The 17,410-nt window shown below is 72.1% G+C and carries 16 protein-coding genes; 9 read left to right on the top strand and 7 right to left on the bottom strand.

Annotation, left to right across the window (positions count from 1 at the left end; all coding sequences use genetic code 11):
* Positions 1–67 precede the first annotated feature (67 nt).
* The 6 genes from QIT00_RS29460 (at position 68) to QIT00_RS29435 (ending at position 7,309) form a co-directional block, all read left to right on the top strand.
* The gene (locus QIT00_RS29460) at positions 68–1,051 is read left to right on the top strand and encodes an aromatase/cyclase (protein ID WP_282538480.1); all 984 of its coding nucleotides are present in this window, start codon (positions 68–70) and stop codon (positions 1,049–1,051) included.
* Complete coding sequence (locus QIT00_RS29455) at positions 1,048–2,022, top strand: MBL fold metallo-hydrolase (RefSeq protein ID WP_282538479.1); 975 nt, start codon at positions 1,048–1,050, stop codon at positions 2,020–2,022. Before QIT00_RS29460 ends, QIT00_RS29455 begins: the two co-directional genes overlap by 4 nt.
* 95 nt (positions 2,023–2,117) lie before the next feature.
* Positions 2,118–3,032 carry a hypothetical protein gene (locus tag QIT00_RS29450; protein WP_282538478.1) on the top strand — a complete coding sequence of 305 codons (915 nt, stop codon included), beginning with the start codon at positions 2,118–2,120 and terminating at the stop codon, positions 3,030–3,032.
* Positions 3,029–3,616 (top strand): flavin reductase family protein, encoded by a 588-nt coding sequence (locus QIT00_RS29445; protein ID WP_282538477.1) that lies wholly within the window; start codon positions 3,029–3,031, stop codon positions 3,614–3,616. Before QIT00_RS29450 ends, QIT00_RS29445 begins: the two co-directional genes overlap by 4 nt.
* A 90-nt stretch (positions 3,617–3,706) precedes the next feature.
* Positions 3,707–5,680, top strand: coding sequence for a flavin-containing monooxygenase (locus QIT00_RS29440; protein ID WP_282538476.1), 1,974 nt, complete (start codon positions 3,707–3,709; stop codon positions 5,678–5,680).
* Positions 5,681–5,698: 18 nt separating this feature from the next.
* Positions 5,699–7,309 carry an FAD-dependent oxidoreductase gene (locus QIT00_RS29435; RefSeq protein WP_282538475.1) on the top strand — a complete coding sequence of 537 codons (1,611 nt, stop codon included), beginning with the start codon at positions 5,699–5,701 and terminating at the stop codon, positions 7,307–7,309.
* Between the two features lie 104 nt (positions 7,310–7,413).
* Here QIT00_RS29435 and QIT00_RS29430 read toward each other — a convergent pair whose 3' ends face one another.
* The 6 genes from QIT00_RS29430 to wrbA all read right to left on the bottom strand — a co-directional run bounded on the left by QIT00_RS29430 (position 7,414) and on the right by wrbA (position 12,873).
* Complete coding sequence (locus tag QIT00_RS29430) at positions 7,414–8,424, bottom strand: DUF6081 family protein (protein WP_282538474.1); 1,011 nt, start codon at positions 8,422–8,424, stop codon at positions 7,414–7,416.
* Positions 8,421–9,434, bottom strand: a complete 1,014-nt coding sequence (locus tag QIT00_RS29425) for an alpha/beta hydrolase (protein ID WP_282538473.1) — start codon at positions 9,432–9,434, stop codon at positions 8,421–8,423. The genes QIT00_RS29430 and QIT00_RS29425 overlap by 4 nt, the downstream gene beginning before the upstream one ends.
* Before the next feature lie 70 nt (positions 9,435–9,504).
* Positions 9,505–10,434, bottom strand: a complete 930-nt coding sequence (locus QIT00_RS29420; protein WP_282538472.1) for an NADP-dependent oxidoreductase — start codon at positions 10,432–10,434, stop codon at positions 9,505–9,507.
* Positions 10,435–10,490: 56 nt separating this feature from the next.
* Positions 10,491–10,952, bottom strand: coding sequence for a lipocalin-like domain-containing protein (locus QIT00_RS29415; RefSeq protein ID WP_282538471.1), 462 nt, complete (start codon positions 10,950–10,952; stop codon positions 10,491–10,493).
* Positions 10,949–12,148, bottom strand: a complete 1,200-nt coding sequence (locus QIT00_RS29410; protein WP_282538470.1) for a DUF6081 family protein — start codon at positions 12,146–12,148, stop codon at positions 10,949–10,951. The genes QIT00_RS29415 and QIT00_RS29410 overlap by 4 nt, the downstream gene beginning before the upstream one ends.
* 116 nt (positions 12,149–12,264) lie before the next feature.
* Complete coding sequence (gene wrbA, locus QIT00_RS29405) at positions 12,265–12,873, bottom strand: NAD(P)H:quinone oxidoreductase (protein WP_282538469.1); 609 nt, start codon at positions 12,871–12,873, stop codon at positions 12,265–12,267.
* A 356-nt stretch (positions 12,874–13,229) separates the two neighbouring features.
* On the opposite strand from wrbA, the gene QIT00_RS29400 reads away from it, so the two are divergent.
* The 3 genes from QIT00_RS29400 to QIT00_RS29390 all read left to right on the top strand — a co-directional run bounded on the left by QIT00_RS29400 (position 13,230) and on the right by QIT00_RS29390 (position 16,304).
* On the top strand, positions 13,230–13,877 hold the full coding sequence (locus QIT00_RS29400; RefSeq protein ID WP_282538468.1) for a TetR/AcrR family transcriptional regulator: 648 nt from the start codon (positions 13,230–13,232) through the stop codon (positions 13,875–13,877).
* Positions 13,878–13,998: 121 nt separating this feature from the next.
* Positions 13,999–15,321, top strand: a complete 1,323-nt coding sequence (locus QIT00_RS29395) for an acyl-CoA dehydrogenase family protein (protein WP_282538467.1) — start codon at positions 13,999–14,001, stop codon at positions 15,319–15,321.
* 26 nt (positions 15,322–15,347) lie between these two features.
* On the top strand, positions 15,348–16,304 hold the full coding sequence (locus QIT00_RS29390) for a carboxyl transferase domain-containing protein (RefSeq protein ID WP_349017211.1): 957 nt from the start codon (positions 15,348–15,350) through the stop codon (positions 16,302–16,304).
* 8 nt (positions 16,305–16,312) lie between these two features.
* Here the strand turns inward: QIT00_RS29390 and QIT00_RS29385 are convergent, their stop codons facing one another.
* On the bottom strand, positions 16,313–17,098 hold the full coding sequence (locus QIT00_RS29385) for an AfsR/SARP family transcriptional regulator (RefSeq protein WP_282538466.1): 786 nt from the start codon (positions 17,096–17,098) through the stop codon (positions 16,313–16,315).
* Positions 17,099–17,410 lie beyond the last annotated feature (312 nt).

Genomic DNA, 17,410 nt, shown 5'->3' with positions numbered 1-17,410 from the left:
CGCCGCCGGAACCGGGCGGCGGCGCGCGGGCCGAAACCATTCCAACGCCCCGGAGGGCCGTCGATCCATGACCGAACTGCGAGAGCACCGCACCAGGCACACCCGCGTCGTCGCGGCCCCCGCATCAACCCTCTACGGCCTGGTGGCCGATGTGACCCGGTGGCCGGTCGTCTTCGCCCCCACCCTGCACGTACGGCACCTGGAGCAGGACGGGCACCGCGAGCGCTTCCAGCTGTGGGCCCTGGTCAACGACCAGGTCAGGAGCTGGACTTCGCGGCGGGTCCTGGACCCGGGGCAGCTCACCGTGACGTTCCGCCAGGAGCACAGCGTGCCTCCGATCGCCTCGATGAGCGGTGCGTGGCAGTTCGCGCCGCGGCCGGACGGCGGTACGGCGGTGACCTTGATCCATGAGTTCACCGCGCACGACCCGGACGCGGCCGCCTGGATCACCGAGGGGGTGGACCGGAACAGCGACCGGGAGCTGGCCGCGCTGGCCCGGGTCGCGGAACTGCCGTACTCCCTGGACGAGTTGGTGTTCTCCTTCTCCGACCGGGCCGAGCTGTCCGGCGCGGCGGCGGACGCGTACGCGTTCGTGGACCGCGCGGATGCGTGGCCGCGGCGGCTGCCGCATGTGCGACGGGTGCGGTTGCACGAGAATCCGCCCGGGGTGCAGGACCTGGAGATGGACACGGTGACCGCGGACGGCAGCGCGCACACCACACGTTCCGTACGGCTGTGCTTCCCGTCCGAGTCGATCGTCTACAAGCAACTGGTGCCTCCCGCACTGCTGTTGGGGCACAGCGGAGCCTGGGAGTTCGCTCCGGACGGGGCGGGCGGCGGCGTGGTGCTCGCCCGGCACACGGTCGCGATCGACCCGGCCGCCGTTGCCGGGGTCCTCGGCGAGGGCAGCACGCTCGGGGAGGCGCGTACGTATCTGCGCGAGGCACTGGGCGCCAACAGCCGCACCACTCTCGCCCACGCGGCCGCCTACGCCGCCGGGCGCGCGACAGCGGGCGAGCCGGGAGAGCCCGCGTCCGAGGGTGCCCGGTGACCGCCGCGCCGGGCGGGACCGGCGGCGCCGTCGTCGATGCGCGGCTCGTCGAGGTGGCGGAGCAGGTGTACGTCTATGAGCAGTTGCCCGGAGGCTGGTGTGTGAGCAATTCCGGGGTGCTCACCGGGGCGGAGGGTGCGCTGGTGGTGGACACGCTGGCGACCGTGGGCCGGGCCGAGCGGCTGCGGGAGGCCGTGGACCGGCTGCGGCCGGGGCCGGCGCGCACGTTGGTCAACACGCACCATCACGGTGATCACACGTTCGGCAACCAGGTCTTCGGTCCCGGGGCGACGGTGGTCGCGCACGAGCGGACGCGTGCCGGGATGGTGTCCACCGGGCTCGCGCTGACCGGGCTGTGGCCGCAGGTGGAGTGGGGTGAGGTGCGGCTCTCGCTGCCGACGCTGACGTTCCGCGACCGGCTCACGGTGCATCTCGGGGAGCGGCGCGTGGAGTTGTTCTCCGTGGCTCCGGCGCACACCGACGGCGATGTGGTGGTGTGGCTGCCGGACGAGCGGGTGTTGTTCGCCGGGGACGTGGTGTTCTCGGGGGCGGCGCCGTTCTGCCTGTTCGGCACGGTCGCCGGGACGCTGCGGGCGATCGAGCGGCTGCGCGCGCTGCGGCCCCGGACGGTGGTGTCGGGGCACGGGCCGGTCACCGGGCCCGAGGTTCTCGACGACAACGCCCGCTATGTGCGCTGGATCCAGGAGCTGGCCGAAGCGGGGGCGGCGCGGGGTCTGACGCCGCTGGAGACCGCCCGGAGCGCGAACCGCGAGGAGTTCGGGCATCTCCTGGACGCGGAGCGCATCGTCGGCAATCTGCACGTCGCGTACGCCGAACTGGCCCGCCCGGCGGGGTCCGATGCCCCGGGGCGAGCCGCGGCGGCCGGGCCGCAGCCGCCGTTGGACCCACTGGCCGTCTTCCACGAGATGGTCGCGTTCAACGGGGGCCACCTGCCGACCTGCCTGGCTTGACGCGCTCGACTTCCCTACCGGAAAGGACTTCCACCGTGGAGACGGCAACTCCTCAGCAGCCCCGCCGGTCACGCCCGGCCGCTCGGTCCCGGACCTTGCGCCGGACCGCCGCGGCCGCCCTCACGGCCGCCCTGCTCGGCGGCTGGGTGGCGGTGAACGCCGGCGGCACGGACGACGGCCCGCGGCCGTCGGCGGCGGCCGGGGCCGAGGGCGGCAAGGGCCGCGTCACGACCGAGTTCGGCGCACCGCAGCGCCTCGGCGACGGCACCATGCGGGTGTACTCGCAGCGCCGCGGCTCCCGCCCGCTCGCCCTCGGCTACACCTTCTCCGCGGACACGCTGCGCGACCTCCCCGAGGACGGCGACGGCAAGCTCTGCTACGACGTGAACGGCGACGGCACGGTGGACCGGGCCACGGAGTGCGTGGATGAGGTCGAACTGGCCCTGGACCTGCCGAAGGGGTTCCAGAAACATGTGCGAACCCCTTTCAAATGGGCCCAGTTGACGTGGGATCCGCGCGGTCACCCGCCGGACTACTACAGCGTTCCGCACTTCGACTTCCACTTCTACATCCAGGACGAGGCGGCGGTGCGCCGCATCCGCACCGGCCCGTGCCGAGGGATCATGAACTGCGACGACCTCAAGACGGCCCGCGAGCCGGTGCCGGAGCGGTACATGCCCGACCGGTACATGGACATGGGCGCGGTGGTGCCTCAGATGGGCAACCACCTGATGGACATGGACGCGCCGGAGATGCACGGCAAGCCCTTCACCCAGACGTTCATGTACGGCGCCTACGACGGTGAGATCACCTTCTACGAGCCGATGGTCGACAAGGCGTGGATCGAGGGGCTCTCCCAGGGCCGCGAGGGTGGCTGCGAACCGGTCGAACTGCCCGAGGAGTGGGCCGTTTCGGGCTGGTATCCGACCAAGTACTGCCTGGACTACCGCTCCGGCACCCGCCAGTACACGGTCTCCCTCGCGGACTTCGTCCACCGGGACGCGTCATGACCCCGCAGCCGGGGGTGGACTGCGGGCCAGCGCCCGGGGCCCGTGCGGGAGCGGGGCAGGACGGCGCCGCCGAGGGCGGCCTCGACCCTGCCCTCTTCCGCGGCGCCATGGCCCGGTTCCCCACCGGCGTCGCCCTCGTCACCACCCATGACCAGGACGGCGGGCCGCACGGCTTCACCGCGAGTTCGCTCTGCTCGGTGTCGCTGCACCCGCCGATGCTGCTGGTCTGCCTGGCCACGTCGGCGCGCTGCTTCCGGGTCTTCGCGCAGAGCCCCCGGTTCGCCGTCAGCGTGCTGCGAGAGGGGCCCGAACACGCCGAGCTGGCCCGGCGGTTCGCCGGCAAGGGCCTGGACAAGTTCGCGGGCGGCGGCTTCGTGACCACCCCGCGCGGGGGCACCGTACTGGCGGGGGCCCTTGCGGTCGTGGAGTGCGCGGTGCGGCGCCGGGTCGACGCGGGCGACCACGTGGTCCTCCTCGGTGAGGCGGAGCATGTGACCCTGCCGGGGCACAGCGGCCGCCCCGCGGTCTACGTCGACCGCGGCTTCGGCGCCCTGTGCGGCTCCGGCTGTGCCGGGACCGGATAGGTCCTCCGGTCACGAGGAGCCGTAAACCACCCAGCTCGACCGGGCGGCACACCGCCCGGGCCTCCGACCCGTCACGAAAGGCGTCGCCCCATGTCGTTCCACGCGTCGCTGCGGCCGATCACCGTCGATGACGACGCTCTGCGGGCCCACTTGGAGAGCGCCGAGGTGCCCGCGTTGCTGATGACCGTGGCGCACCTGAGCGGCGACCTGTCCGTGCTCCGCGAGGATCTGCGCACCGCCGGCTGGCTCTTCGCCCCGCAGGGCGGGCTCTCCGCCGAGCAGCAGGCCGCGGTGCGGGAAGCCGCGTTCCGCGCGCTCGTCCGCTACCGGCAGGCCGGCAGCGTGCCTCCGCCGCCGCCCGACCGGGAGACGCTGCGCCGGATCAGCGGCTGGGCCATGGGGGGCGGCACGGAGGATCTGCTGCCGCTGCTCGCCGAGGAGATTGTGCTGCCCGGTGAGGACCCGAGGGCACCCGGCTGGCGAGCACAGGACCTCACCGCGCGCGCCGGTACGCCCCGGCGCTCCGGTGCCCCGGACGGCGTACGGGTGTCGGTCATCGGCGCCGGAATGAGCGGACTCCTCGCCGGGTACCGGCTGGGCCAGGCGGGCGTGCCGTTCACCATCTACGAGAAGAACGCCGATGTCGGCGGGACCTGGCTGGAGAACCAGTACCCGGGCTGCCGGGTCGACGTGCCCAGCCACCTCTACAGCTATCCGTTCGCCAACCGCTCCGACTGGCCCGACTACTTCTGCACCCAGGACCAACTGCTGCAGTACTTCCAGGAGTTCGCGAAGGTCCACGGCCTGTACGAGCACATCCGGTTCGACACCGAGGTGGGCGCGGCCCATTGGGACGAGGAGCGGTCCTCCTGGGAGTTGCGGCTGCGCGGCCCGGACGGCGCGCGGACCGTGCGGAGCGAGGTCCTGGTGAGTGCGGTCGGACAGCTGAACCGGCCCAGGCTGCCGGACATCCCCGGCCGTGAGCGGTTCTCCGGTCCGGCGTTCCACTCCGCCCGCTGGGACCACGGCGTAGCGCTCGCCGGCCGTCGCGTGGCCGTCGTCGGCACGGGCGCCAGCGCGTACCAGTTCATTCCGGAAGTGGCGCGAACGGCGGGCGAGTTGACCGTGTTCCAGCGCACCCCGCCGTGGCTGCGGCCCACCCCGCACTATCACGACGCGGTGCCGAGGAGCACTGCCTGGCTGTACGAGCACATCCCCTACTACGCGGCCTGGCACCGCTTCTGGCTGTTCGCGCCCGGGCTGCGGGGCGTCCTGGAAGGCTGGGTCGTGGACCGGGACTACCCGCCCACCGAGCGCGCGGTCTCCGGGACCAACGACGCGTTGCGCGCCACGCTCACCCGCCACATGGAAGCCCAGTTGTCCGATGCGCCTGAGCTGCTGCCGAAGGTCCTGCCCGACTATCCGGTGGGGGCCAAGCGTGTACTCCGGGACAACGGGATATGGCTCAGAACACTGCGGCGCGACCATGTCTCGCTGATAACCGAGGACATTTCCGAGATCACCGAGAAGGGTGTGCGGACCGCTGACGGGGCTCTGCACGAGGCCGATGTACTCATTTACGGAACCGGGTTCACCGCTTCCAGTTTTCTGGCGCCGATGCGTATCACCGGAATCGGCGGGATCGATCTGCACGCCCTGTGGGACGGTGACGCCCGCGCCTATCTGGGCCTGACGGTCCCCGGATTCCCCAATCTTTTCTGCCTCTACGGCCCGAACACCAACCTCTCCGGGCAGGGAGGCAGCATTTTCTACTTCTCCGAGTGTGGCGTGACCTATCTTCTCGACGCGGTGCGGCTTCTCCTTGAAACCGGACGGCGGTCCCTGAACGTGAAGAAGGACGTACACGACGCGTACAACGCCTGGGTGGACCGGGCCAATACGGAGCGGGCCTGGGGGTGGTCCGGGGTGAGCAGCTGGTTCACCAACGACAAGGGGAGAACGGCGCAGAACTGGCCTTTCACAGCCCAGGAGTACTGGCGCCGCACCCGCCGTGTCGACCCCTCGGACTACGAGGCCCCGACGCGTCGTCAGGACAGCCACTAGGAGAACGAGAAAGGGACCATGGACCACGAGGAGAACAGGGAAGACGCCGCCCACGACGGACGCCCCTTACCGGAGGCGTCCGCGGCCGGCTTCGAGCCGGTACGGAGCATCGCCGCGCCGTTCCGACCGGTGCGGGTCACGCCGGACGACCCCCGCTATCCCGAGCTCGTCATCGGGAACGACAAGCGCTGGGTCGCCGCACCCGAGTACATCCAGGTCGTCGGCAACTCCGACCAGGTGCTGCACGCCGTGGACCGGGCCGCCCGTACCGGCCGACGGGTCTCCGTCCGCGGCGGCGGCCACAGCTACGCGCCGTTCGTCTACCACCCCGAGGCCGACGTCATCATCGACCTGTCCCTGATGTACGACGTCTACTACTGCAGGCAGCGCCGGGCTTTCGCCGTCGAGGGCGGGGCCCAACTGGGCCGTATCTACGAGTGGTTGTTCAAGGGGTGGGGAGTGACCCTGCCGGGCGGGGTGTGTCCCGGAGTCGGCATCGGCGGCCATGCGAGCGGCGGCGGGTACGGGCTCCTGTCCCGCAAGTTCGGCTATGTGGTGGACCACCTGGAGGCGGTGGAGATGGTGGTCGTCGGGCGCGACCGCCGGGCCCGCCGGGTCACCGCGTCCCGCGATCCCGAGGACCCCCACCACGACCTGTGGTGGGCCGTCACCGGTGGCGGCGGCGGCAACTTCGGCATCGTCACGCGCTACTGGTTCCGCTCCCCGGGCTGCCGCGGCGCGGACCCGTCCGAGCAGTTGCCGCGCCCGCCCAAGGACGTCCTCCTGAGCGTCGTCCCGGTGCCCTGGGCCGACCTGGACCGCACCGGCTTCACCCGCCTGGTGCGCAACTTCGGCACGTGGCACGAGCAGAACATGGACCCCGGCTCTCCGTACGCCTCGCTGACCGGCGTGGTCTTCCTCCAGCACAAGGCGTCGCAGAGCATCAACATCCTCACGCAGATGGACGCCGGGGTGCCCAACGCCGAGGCGCTGCTGACCGGTTACCTCTCGGCGCTCACCCAGGGCACCAAGGCCGCCGTCCCGCCGGTGCAGAGACTTCGCTGGCTGGAGGCGACCGAGCTGATAGGCACCAGCAATCCCACCCTGATGACCAGCCCCGCGATGCGCAGCGGAGTCAAGACCGCGTACATGCGCAAGGGCTTCACCGACGCCCAGATCGGCACGCTCTACGAGCAGATGACCCGCGACGACTACGCCAATCCGCACGCGACTCTCCAGCTCACCGGGGTGGCCGGCGGCCGGATCAACGCCGTCGCCCCGCACGCCACCGCGTCCGTGCACCGCGACTCGGCGTTCCTCGCCCTGTTCGAGAACTACTGGATGGACCCGCGCGAGGACGAGCAGCACATGGGCTGGCTCCGTGACATCTTCCACACCGCGTTCGCGGAGACCGGCGGCTACCCGGTGCCGGGCGAACAGTCCGACGGCTGCTACATCAACTCCCCGGACACCGACATCCGTGACCCCCGGTACAACAGGTCCGGGGTGCCGTGGCACGCCCTCTACTACAAGGACAACTACCGCAGGCTCCAGCAGGTGAAGGCGCGGTTCGATCCGACGGACTTCTTCCGCCACGCGCAGTCCGTCGAACTTCCCGAAGGATGCTGACGCGGTTCGCACGGACACCGACGCCCTGACGGGGCCCGCGGCGGACGCTCCGCGGGCCCCGATCGTGTCACGGCCGGGACGGGCCGTACGGGCAGGGGACGGGATCAGCCTCCTCCGGCGGCCTCGGACGTGGAGACCGTGCAGCTGGACACCGTCGCCTCGGCGCCCTGCCCGAAGAGCCGGGCGGCCGCCTCGCTCCGGTGGTCGGCGAAGGTCTGCGGCGTGGGCGGCCCCTTCGCGGGACTGTAGTAGTGCCCCTGCCGGGAGGTGAGCCGCACCAGGCCGGAGTCCACGCGCCCCGGAAGCGACCCGTCGAGGACCGTGAACAGGGCGACGCCGGGGGCGAACTGGCGCGGTTCGGCCAGGGTGTCCTCGCCGCCGTGGTCGAGTATCAGATGCTCACGGCCGGCGAGGCGGTGGCCTATCCGGTCGACCCGGAAGACCTCCTCGCCCTCCAGGAGGTAGCGGACGGTTCCGGCGGCGCGGTCGTACGACACCCGGCAGTGGTGCACGTCCTGCGGTGAGCGGTCGGCGACCGGGACGGCGTAGAGGAACGCCGCGTAGTCGCCGAGCTGCGGGCGGCCGAAGGGAAGCCTCTCGTAGACGACGTACACCTTGGTGTTGGTGAGGAAGAACTCGATGCCGACGAAGCTCTCGAAGTCCACGATCGGCGCCGAGACCGAGGCCAGCCGCAGGTCGCTGTCCGGGTCGCGCACCGCGGTACCGAAGGGGTGCGCGGCGGTGCCGTAGGTGCGCCCGGAGAGCACCGTGTCGAAGTGGAGCACCTGCCCGCGGACCGCGTCGAAGCCGGGCGTCCCGCTGCCGGCGGTCTCGTTGGCGTAGGCCAGGAATTTGACGTGGTCGATCTCGCCGGGCAGGTCGGCGCCGTTGACGTGGTCCTGCCCGAGGGTGCGGACGAACGCGGGCTCTCCCGTGGCCGGGTTGACGCCGCCGGCGACCACCCGCAGGCCCTTTTCGGAGGTGGTCACGTGGCCGTCGTCGCCGATGTAGGGCCCTTGCCCGTAGTACCACCAGCGAGCGCCCGGGCCAGTCGTGGTGAAGCCGCTGGTGAAGTCGGCGTCCCAGACGACCTTCTCGCCTGCACCGTCGGTCATGCGCTCGTCCTTCCGTCCGGACCGGTATGTGGTGTACGGGATGCCGGCTCGCCCGGCGGTGCGCCGCGCAGGCCGCGGACCAGCGCGTCGGTCTGGTCCGCGAGCATCTTCTGGCTCACGGCGGCCTCGGCGACCGAGACGGAGGCGTGGAACGTCCCCGGGTAGTAGCCGATCTCGGTGCGCACCCCGGCCTGGATCAGCCGGTGCGCGTAGGTGATCGCCTCGTCCCGGCCCGGGTCGTACTCGCAGACGCAGACGTACGCGGGAGGCAGCCCGGACAGGTCCGGTGCCCGTGCCGGGGCGGCGTAGGGCGGCACCTCGTTCGCGCCGGGCCGGTGTCGCGGACCCAGGTAGAAGCCCCAACTGGCCTGCGCGCAGGCGCGGTTCCACTTGGGTGTGTCGGTGAAGGACCGGGCCGACACCGTCTCCAGGCGGTCGTCGAGCTCCGGCCACATCAGGCACTGGAAGCGGAGCGCCGGCCCGCCGCGGTCGCGGGCGAGCAGGGCGAGTGCCGCGGCGAGGCCGCCACCGGCACTCTCTCCGCCGACCCCGAGACGCGCGGGGTCCACGCCGAGGTCCGCCGCGTGCTCCGCCGTCCAGCACAGGGCCGCGTACGCGTCGTCGAGGCCGGCGGGGTAGGGGTGCTCGGGAGCCAGACGGTAGGCCACCGCCACCACGACGGCACCGGTACGGTCCGCCAGGCGCTGCACCGTGGGCCGGATGGCGTCCACGTCGCCGCACACGAAGCCGCCCCAGTGCAGGTACAGCAGCCCGGGGCCGGGCTCCGTGCCCCGGCGGGCGGGGCGGTGGACCCTCAGCCGGACGGGCGGGGCGCCGTCCGGGCCCGGGGCGGTGGCGTCGAACTCCTCGACGGAACCGAGGGGTTGGTAGGCGGGCCGGCGCCCCGCGATGGCGCGGACCGCGGCCCGCGCGGCGAGCGGGTCGGTGTAGTCGACCGGCGCCAGGCGGTCCGCCCAGGACGCCAGCTCGGGGTCGTAGTCGTAGGCCACTGCAGTCACCTCGGTGCGGTCGCTTCGTGGTGCGTGCCGGGCGGGACCGGTGGCCCGGCCCGGCAGCGGCTCAGAAGCCGATGACGAGCTTGCCCCGGGAGTGGGCGCCGGCGAACTGCTGCGCCGCCTCGACAGCCCGGGTGAACGGGTGCAGGTCGACGCGTACCTCCAGCTCCCCCTCGGCCGTGCGCCGCACGAGCTCTTCCAGTTGCCCGATGCCCTGCTCCACTCCCACGTAGGCGGCCGTGACCTCGCGCTCGAACCGCGGCGGGCCGCCCAGCGTGGAGACGAGGAGTCCGCCGTCCTTGGCGGCTGCCGCGGTGGCGGCGAGCCCGGGCCCCGCGTTGACCAGGTCGACCACCACGTCCACACCGGCGGGGCGCAGCCGGCGCGCTTCCTCGGCGACTTCCCTGCTGGTGTAGTCGATGGTCGCGACGGCCCCGAGGCGGCGCAGGTACTCCTCGTCCTCGGGCTTGCCGGTGGCGAGCACCTCGGCGCCGGACCGGGTGGCGAGCTGGAGCAGGTAGGACCCGACGCCGCCGGGTGCGCCGATCACCAACACGCTCTGTCCGGGCTTGAGTTGGGCCGCGTCGTGGGCTGCGGCGGCGGTCATGGCGGCCTGCGGCAGCGCTGCGGCGGCCTCCGGCGGGAGCGCGGGCGGGCGGCGGAGGAGGTTCGGTCCGTCGGCGGCCAGTGCGTACTCGGCGACGGTGCCGAAGTGCGGGTAGGTGAACGCCACGACCTCGTCCCCCACGGCGAACCGGGTGACGCCCTCGCCCACGGCCTCCACCGTGCCCGCGGCGTCGAGTCCGGGATGGAAGGGGTGTTCTATGGGCATCTGCTCGCGGAACTCGCCCGTGGTGAGCCGGATGTCCAGGGCGTTCAGGGCGGCGGCCCGCACCTTGATCAGAACCTGTCCGGCCGCGGGTACGGGCCTGGGCACATCGGTGATGGTCAGTTGCTCGACCGGGCCGTAGGAGGATGCGGTAAGGGCCTTCATGGCGGTGTTTCCTTCGCGTTGAAGAGGAGTGCGTTCTTACGGGAGTTCGGGACGGGTCACTCGCGCACCCGTTCCCAGCAGAGCCGCCGCCGCTGCGGCCGCCCGCCGATCATGGCGGTGCCGTACAGAACGAGCCGGTCCCCGTCCTGCTCCAGCTCGCGGATGAGGTCCTGGCCCACCATGTGGCCGTGGGCGCTGACCGCGACGTGGTGGACCACGGTGCGCTCGCCGGTCAGGCGCCACCGCCCCGCGTAGCCCATGAACGTCTCGTGCTGCCGGGCAGGGGCCGCTTCGCCGGACTGCGGCCCCGGCGCGGCGGGCGCGGGGGGTCCGGTCCGCATCATGCTGACCGCCATGTGCCCTTGTCCGTCGTAGAGCAGGAGTCCTGCGGGGGCCGGGCCGAGCGGTCCTTCGCCGGCGCCGCCCGTGTCGTCCACGTCGTCGTACGAGACCAGCCGCCAGGTGCCTGCCAGCTCGGCCAGCGTCGGCGCGGGCTGCTCGGCGTTGCGGTCGTTCACTGGTGGAGCCCCCTCCGGACGGTGTAGCGGGCCACGTCGATGCTCGCGCCCTGTCCGAAGAGGCGGTTGGTCTCCGCGCTCTTGTCGTCCAGGAATTCCTGTGGCTCCGGCGCCGGGGCGGACTGGGCGAAGTAGAAGTCCTCCGCGCTGGAGAGGCGTACGAGACCGGCTCCGGCCCGGCCCGCGGGCGCGCCGTCGAGGAGGCTGAACAGGCCGATGCCGCCGTTGAGTTGGCGCGGAGCCACCGCGGCATCGGCACCTCCGTGGTCCAGGACGGGGTGCTGCGGCGGAGCCAGCCGGTATCCCAGGCGTGCCACGCGGAAGACCTCGTGGCCGTCGATGAGCCAGCGCGCCAGGCCCGCTGAGCGGTTGTAGTGCAGCGCGAGACGGTGGCGCCGGTCGGGCGTGCGCCGGGCGACGGGTATCGCGTAGGAGAACGACGCGTAGTCGCCGAGCTGTCGGCGGGCGAACGGCAGCCGTTCGTAGAAGGCGTAGATCCTGCGGTTGGTCAGGAAGAAGTCGACGACCAGAAGCGTCTCCGGGTCGAAGGCGTTGATCGCGGACGCGGCGAGCCGCAGGTCGTCCTCGGGATCGTGCACGGCCGCCCCGAACGGGTGGGCCGCTGTGCCGTAGGTGCGGCCGGACACCTCGGCCTCGAAGACCAGCTCTCCGTGGGGCGGGGCGTCGAAGCCCGGCAGGCCGGTCGAGGAGTGGTGCTTGATGTAGGCGAGCCACTTGACGTGGTCGAGCAGACCGGGAAGTCCGTGGCCGTTGTCCTGCTCCTGGGCGAGGGTGCGTACGAACGCGGGATCGCCCTGTGCGCCGACGCCGCCGGAGCACACGCGCAGGCCGCGCTCGCCGGTGGTGACGACGCCGTCGTCACCGATGTACGGGCCCGTCGCGGAGTGGTACCAGCGGGCTTCCGGCCCGGTGGTGGCGAAGCCTTCACTGAAGTCGGTGTGCCACAGCACCTTGTGCCGGTGGGCGCGGACTCCCTCCGATTCCCGTGCGTCCGAGACCGGCGGCTCCGGTGCCTGCGACAACTCCGAGTCCCCGGACTCCGGCTCCGGTAACTCCGGCTCCGGTAACGCCGACTCCCGTACGTCGGGCCCCGTTGCCTCCGGCTCGGGTGCTTCCTGCGCTCCCGGTGCCGTACGGGCGCTGTGCGGTTCGGGTACGTCCCGCTGGTGCGTCATGACCGTTCCATCTCCCCCTGTACCGCCTGGATGCCTGCCGCTGAGCTGCCTCCCACGCCACCCTCCCGTGGCGGAGTCCAAGACGGCTCGAAGGCTCGGCAGGGCCGTGCACCGTTTCAGGCCTCGCCCTCCCCCGCGATGCGGGCGGTGATCCGGGCCAGCCGTCGGCCCTGGAAGCCGGCGGCGACCAGCACCTCCTCGGTGGGGCCGCCGTCGCGCGAGGCGTGCGACGTGCCGTAAGGGTTGCCGCCGGCGGCATAGACGCTGGCGTCGGTGTAGCCGGGCGGAACGGTGATCGCGCCCCAGTGGTGCATGGTGTGGTACAGGGCGAGCAGCGTGGACTCGTTGCCGCCGTGGTCGTTGGCGGCGCTGGTGAAGCCGGTCACCGTCTTGTCGGCGAGCTCGCCCGCGGCCCACAGTCCGCCGGTGGTGTCCAGGAACTGCTTGAGCTGCGCGGCCACGTTCCCGAACCGCGTCGGAGTGCCGAAGGCGATGCCGTCGGCCCAGGTGAGGTCGTCGAGCGTGGCGAGCTCGACAGCGGCGGCGGCCTCTGTGTGCGCCCGCCACGCCGGGTTGGCGTCGATCGCGCTGTCCGGGGCGAGTTCCGCGACCCGGCGCAGGCGTACCTCCGCCCCGGCCTTTTCCGCTCCCTCGGCGACCGCCTGGGCGATCTGGTGCACGTTTCCGGTCGCGGAGTAGTAGATGACAGCAACGTTCAGGCTCATTTCGGACTCCTGCCCTCGTCGTCTGGAGCGGGCCGTGTGCTGCGCGGCTGCCGCCAAGAGGCGTGTCTGGTGACGTGTCTGGTGACGTGTCTGGTGTGCACTGCGGCGTGAGACAGGCGCGTCCGGCACCGTACGAGAACCTCGGCGGCCTGTCCTTCTCCCGTCCGAACCTCCTTGTGCGCAGGGGGAGTTGGGACGTGTCGGCGTCTGCGGCCCCGACACTAACCGGAACGCACTCCGGTTCGCAAGGGTTCCCGGCGCCACCCCCGCCTCTCCGGCGCGAAGCGGCACGTAGACTGCGCCGACCTCCCTCGTCCACGCCGACCGGCCTCCCGAGCAGGAAGTGAGGAACCACGGTGGACAGCCGCCGCTCCGCCCTGCCGCCCGAGTCCGACACGCCGGTCCCGCGGCCCCTGCTGCCGGTGGTCGGACAGCCCGCCCCCGAGCGCGTCGACGCCGCCCGCAACCGCCGCAGGATCCTCGCCGCGGCGGCCCGGATCGCGGCCACGCACGGTGTGCAGGGCCTCACCGTCGACCTGGTCGCCGGTGCGGCCGGGGTGGGCGTGGGCACGATCTACCGCCGCTTCGGCGACCGGGCGGGGCTCGTCTTCGCGCTGCTCGACGAGCACGAACGCTCCTTCCAGTCGGAGTTCATGGCGGGGACGCCGCCGCTGGGGCCGGGGGCCGAGCCGACGGCGCGCGTCCGGGCGTTCCTGCACGCCCTCGCCGACCGCCTGGAGGCGCAGTTCGAGCTGATGCTCGCGGCCGAGACCAGCGCGCCCGGGGCCCGGTACCGCAGCGGTCCGTACGCGGTCCACCACGCGCATCTGGTCGCGCTGCTCGACCAGGCCCGGCCGCCGGGGACGGACACGCACTTCCTCGCCGACGCGCTCCTCGCCCCTCTCTCCGCGTCCCTGATCGCCCATCAGCGACGGACACGAGGGGTCACGGCCCGGGATGTCAAGGCCGGGCTCGACGACCTGCTCCGCTGGTCGCTGGGCTGATCGAGGTTCTTCCAGCGGATATCGAGTCGGCTTGGACAACGGCGGACGACCGTCTGAGGCGCGCCAACCGACCGAGCCGAGCCGAGCCGTGGGTTGCCACGGAGACCAGTGAGGTACCGGGATGCTGGACCGATCCCCCGCCCGCTCCGCCACCACCGCGCCATCCGCGTCGACCCCAGCGACCGACATGACCGACGCCTCGACCACCGCCACTGCCACCGCCACCGGCGCTACCGACGCGACCTCCGCAACGGCCGATACCGGTGCGGGCGGTGCAGGCGGTGCAGGCGGTCCGGGCGGTCCGGGCGGTCCGGGCGGTCCGGGCTCACCCACCGCTCTGCAAGCCGCCCGTGTCGCCGCCCTCGCCGCCGAGCGCGCGAGCGCGGCGGAGAACGCGCGCCGGCTCGACGCGGACGTGGCCCGGGCCCTGGTCGAAGCGGGGTTCCCCCGACACTTCGTGCCCGCCGAGTGCGGCGGCGGCGCGGGGACGTTCCGGGAGCTGACACCGGCGGTGGCCGAGATCGGCCAGGAGTGCGCGGCCACCGCGTGGTGCGCCTCGCTGATGGCCAATCTCTCCCGGATGGCCGCGTTCTTGCCCGCGGACGGTTTCCGTGAGGTGTGGGCGGGCGGCCCCGACGCCGTCGTGGTCGGTTCTCTGACGCCGGCGGGGCAGGCGCGCAAGGTGCCGGGCGGCTGGCGCGTGAGCGGCCAGTGGCCCTACATCAGCGCGGTGGACTACGCGGATTGGGCGCTGGTGTGCGCCACGATCCCGAGCGAGGGCCGGCCGTCGGCCAAGGTGTTCGCGGTGCCCAGGGCGCGGTTCACCGCCACCGACACGTGGTTCACCATCGGTATGCGGGCGACCGGCAGCAACACCGTCACCGTCGAGGACATCCTGATCCCCGACTCGCGGTGCTTCGACCGCCAGGATCTGTTCACCGGCCGCGCCACCGGCTCCACGGCGCCCTGCCACTCGGTGCCGCTGGAGGCCGTCAACGGGTTGTCCTTCGCCGCCCCGGTGCTCGGCGCCGCGCGCGGGGCGCTCGGCGCCTGGTCCGCGTATTTCACCGACAAGGTCAGGGCACTCGCTGCCCGGCCGGGCGCCCCGCAGCCGGACCGGACTTCGGCGCACGCCACGCTGGCCCGGTGCGCCGCAGACGTCGATGCCGCGGGGCTGCTCCTGGAGCGCGCCGCGCTGGTCGGTGACAAGGGCGCGGCGGCCGGGCGCCTGGAGGTGACGCGCAATCTGCGCGACTGCTCCTACGCCGTCGAGCTGCTCGGGACGGCGGTCGACCGGCTCTTTCGCGCCGCGGGCACCACCGGGCAGTCCGAGACCCACCCGCTTCAGCGGTTCTGGCGGGACGTCAACTCCGCCGCCGGCCACATCGCGCTCCAGTTCCAGCCCGCGGCCGACGCCTACGCGACGGAAGGCCTGGGGATCTGAGCACAGCACAAGGGACAGGGCGCCCGATGACGACCCGGACAGTCCATACGAACGCGATCGACGGCGGTCGGCCGACAGCGGCGGCGGGCACGGCGGCGGCCGAGGAGGACGACGCCTGGGTGCTGTGCACCGACTGCCACACACCGATCTACGGCAAGCGGCTGGCCCGCAACCTGTACGTGTGCCCCGAAGGCCGGGCGCACCAGCGGTTGACCGCCCGGCAGCGCCTGGAGCAACTCGCCGACGCCGGCCGGTTCGAGGCCCTGCCGCTGAGCACCGACGGCTCCGACCCGCTCGGCTTCGTGGACACCATGCCGTACCCCGACCGGCCGGCCGGGGCACGGGCCCGCACCGGGATGGACGAGGGCAGCGCGGTCGGCGAACTGATCACCGCGATGGAGCGGGCGCTCGCGGAGTGCACCCCGCTGGTACTCGTGACCGCTTCGGGCGGCGCCCGGATGCAGGAGGGCGCGCTGTCGCTGGTGCAGATGGCCGAGACCGGCGCGGCGCTCGGACAGCTGGACGAGGCCGGGGTGCTGACCGTCTCGCTGATCACGGACCCGGCGTTCGGCGGCGTCGCGGCGTCCCTCGCGACGCTGACCGATGTGGACCGATGTGATCCTCGCCGAGCCGGGGGCACGCCTCGGATTGGCCGGGCGGAGGGTGATCGAGCAGACCATCCGGCAGCGTCTGCCCGACGAGTTCCAGACCGCGAGTTCCTGCTCCGGCGGGGCTTCGTCGACAAGACCGTGCCGCGATCCCGGCTACGCGCGGAGCTGGGTCCGCTGCTGCGGGCCGGGAGCGGCGGTCGCCTCCGCGAGGAGGTGCCTGACGGAGGAGCGGGCTCCCGGGAAACCGGTGCGGGTACGCCACAGACCGGTGCCCGTCAGCGGAAGGACGGGGCGGCACTCCGGGAGGCCGGGGCACGGGAGAGCGAACCTTCGGCGCTGGTGCGCGAACCCGGGGCACTGCGGACGCCGTGATGGCGTCGCTACCCGGGGCAGTCGCCTGCGGTGACGCCACGCGCGGGTGCCGCGTCTTCGAGTCGGCCGTGGTTCAGGACCTCGTACTGCAGCTGCCGGATCACGGGCGACGGCTCGACCCCGAGTTCCTGGTCGAGGACGGTGCGCAGCTGGTGGTAGGCGAGGAGGGCGTCGGCGCGCCTGCCGGTCTTGTACAGGGCCTCGATCAGCCAGGCGTGGAAGTGCTCGTTGAGCGGGTGGAACGCGACCAGCGAGGACAGCTCCGGCACCAGTTCGTGGTAGTAGCCGAGTCGGCGCAGCGCCTCGACGCGCAGGCTGATCGCCCGGATCCGCACTTCGCGCAGGTGCGTCAGGTGCGCGCTGAGCACCCTGCCCATCGCCAGTCCGGAGAACGCGGGGCCGCGCCACAGCTCCAGGGCCTCGTCCAGGCGTGCCATCGCTCCATCTGGGCGTCCCCCGTCGAGCAGTCCCTTGCCTTCCGTGACGAGCCGTTCGAAGCGCTTGGCATCGACGGAGTCCTCGGCGGCCAGGATGGCGTAGCCGGGTGGCCGGGTCACCAGCACTTCACGCCCGGGCAGCCCGGCCAGCTTCCGGTCGAACATCTGCCGCGCGAGATATACGTACGTCTGCAGGGTGGTACGCGCGCTGCGCGGTAACCGCTGCCCCCACAGCTCTTCGAGAAGGGTGTCCGAGCTGACCGTCTCCTGACAGCGCACGAGGAGCAGTGCGATCACCTGTCCTGTTTTCGAGGCGTTCAGCTCCAGGGACCGACCGTCGTCGGTCAGTATTTCCATGGCACCGAGCACGTTGAACTGCACTTCATTTCCCCCGTATTTTGCGTCACCATCCGACCACGGGATTCCCCTGTTGGCGTAGGGCAGAAAATCAGCCACTCGTCGTCCAGGCCGAAGAAGCCTGACAGTGGGCGAACCCCCGGTTTCCCCCACCGACCCCTTGCAAATGGGTCGATCTTGAATACATCAGCGAACATACTACACCCCTTTTGAGTGCGATAACACGTCACTCAGGAATGATCAATTCACCTGGGGCAGAACTTTGCATTTCCGAGACCAACCCTCGCCTGCAGCGCACACCAAACCGTGAAT

Source organism: Streptomyces luteolus, assembly GCF_029968015.1.
Lineage (GTDB): Bacteria > Actinomycetota > Actinomycetes > Streptomycetales > Streptomycetaceae > Streptomyces > Streptomyces luteolus.
Note: the sequence above shows the minus strand (reverse complement) of the source record. Positions and strands in the feature narration are given on the sequence as shown.

Excerpts from the sequence above, each read along its gene's own strand:
- QIT00_RS29460 (WP_282538480.1), top strand. The coding sequence starts at position 68 with ATGACCGAACTGCGAGAGCACCGCACCAGGCACACCCGCGTCGTCGCG.
- QIT00_RS29445 (WP_282538477.1), top strand. The coding sequence starts at position 3,029 with ATGACCCCGCAGCCGGGGGTGGACTGCGGGCCAGCGCCCGGGGCCCGT.
- QIT00_RS29440 (WP_282538476.1), top strand. The coding sequence starts at position 3,707 with ATGTCGTTCCACGCGTCGCTGCGGCCGATCACCGTCGATGACGACGCT.
- QIT00_RS29435 (WP_282538475.1), top strand. The coding sequence starts at position 5,699 with ATGGACCACGAGGAGAACAGGGAAGACGCCGCCCACGACGGACGCCCC.
- QIT00_RS29430 (WP_282538474.1), bottom strand. The coding sequence starts at position 8,424 with ATGACCGACGGTGCAGGCGAGAAGGTCGTCTGGGACGCCGACTTCACC.
- QIT00_RS29420 (WP_282538472.1), bottom strand. The coding sequence starts at position 10,434 with ATGAAGGCCCTTACCGCATCCTCCTACGGCCCGGTCGAGCAACTGACC.
- QIT00_RS29410 (WP_282538470.1), bottom strand. The coding sequence starts at position 12,148 with ATGACGCACCAGCGGGACGTACCCGAACCGCACAGCGCCCGTACGGCA.
- wrbA (WP_282538469.1), bottom strand. The coding sequence starts at position 12,873 with ATGAGCCTGAACGTTGCTGTCATCTACTACTCCGCGACCGGAAACGTG.
- QIT00_RS29395 (WP_282538467.1), top strand. The coding sequence starts at position 13,999 with ATGCTGGACCGATCCCCCGCCCGCTCCGCCACCACCGCGCCATCCGCG.
- QIT00_RS29390 (WP_349017211.1), top strand. The coding sequence starts at position 15,348 with ATGACGACCCGGACAGTCCATACGAACGCGATCGACGGCGGTCGGCCG.
- QIT00_RS29385 (WP_282538466.1), bottom strand. The coding sequence starts at position 17,098 with ATGGAAATACTGACCGACGACGGTCGGTCCCTGGAGCTGAACGCCTCG.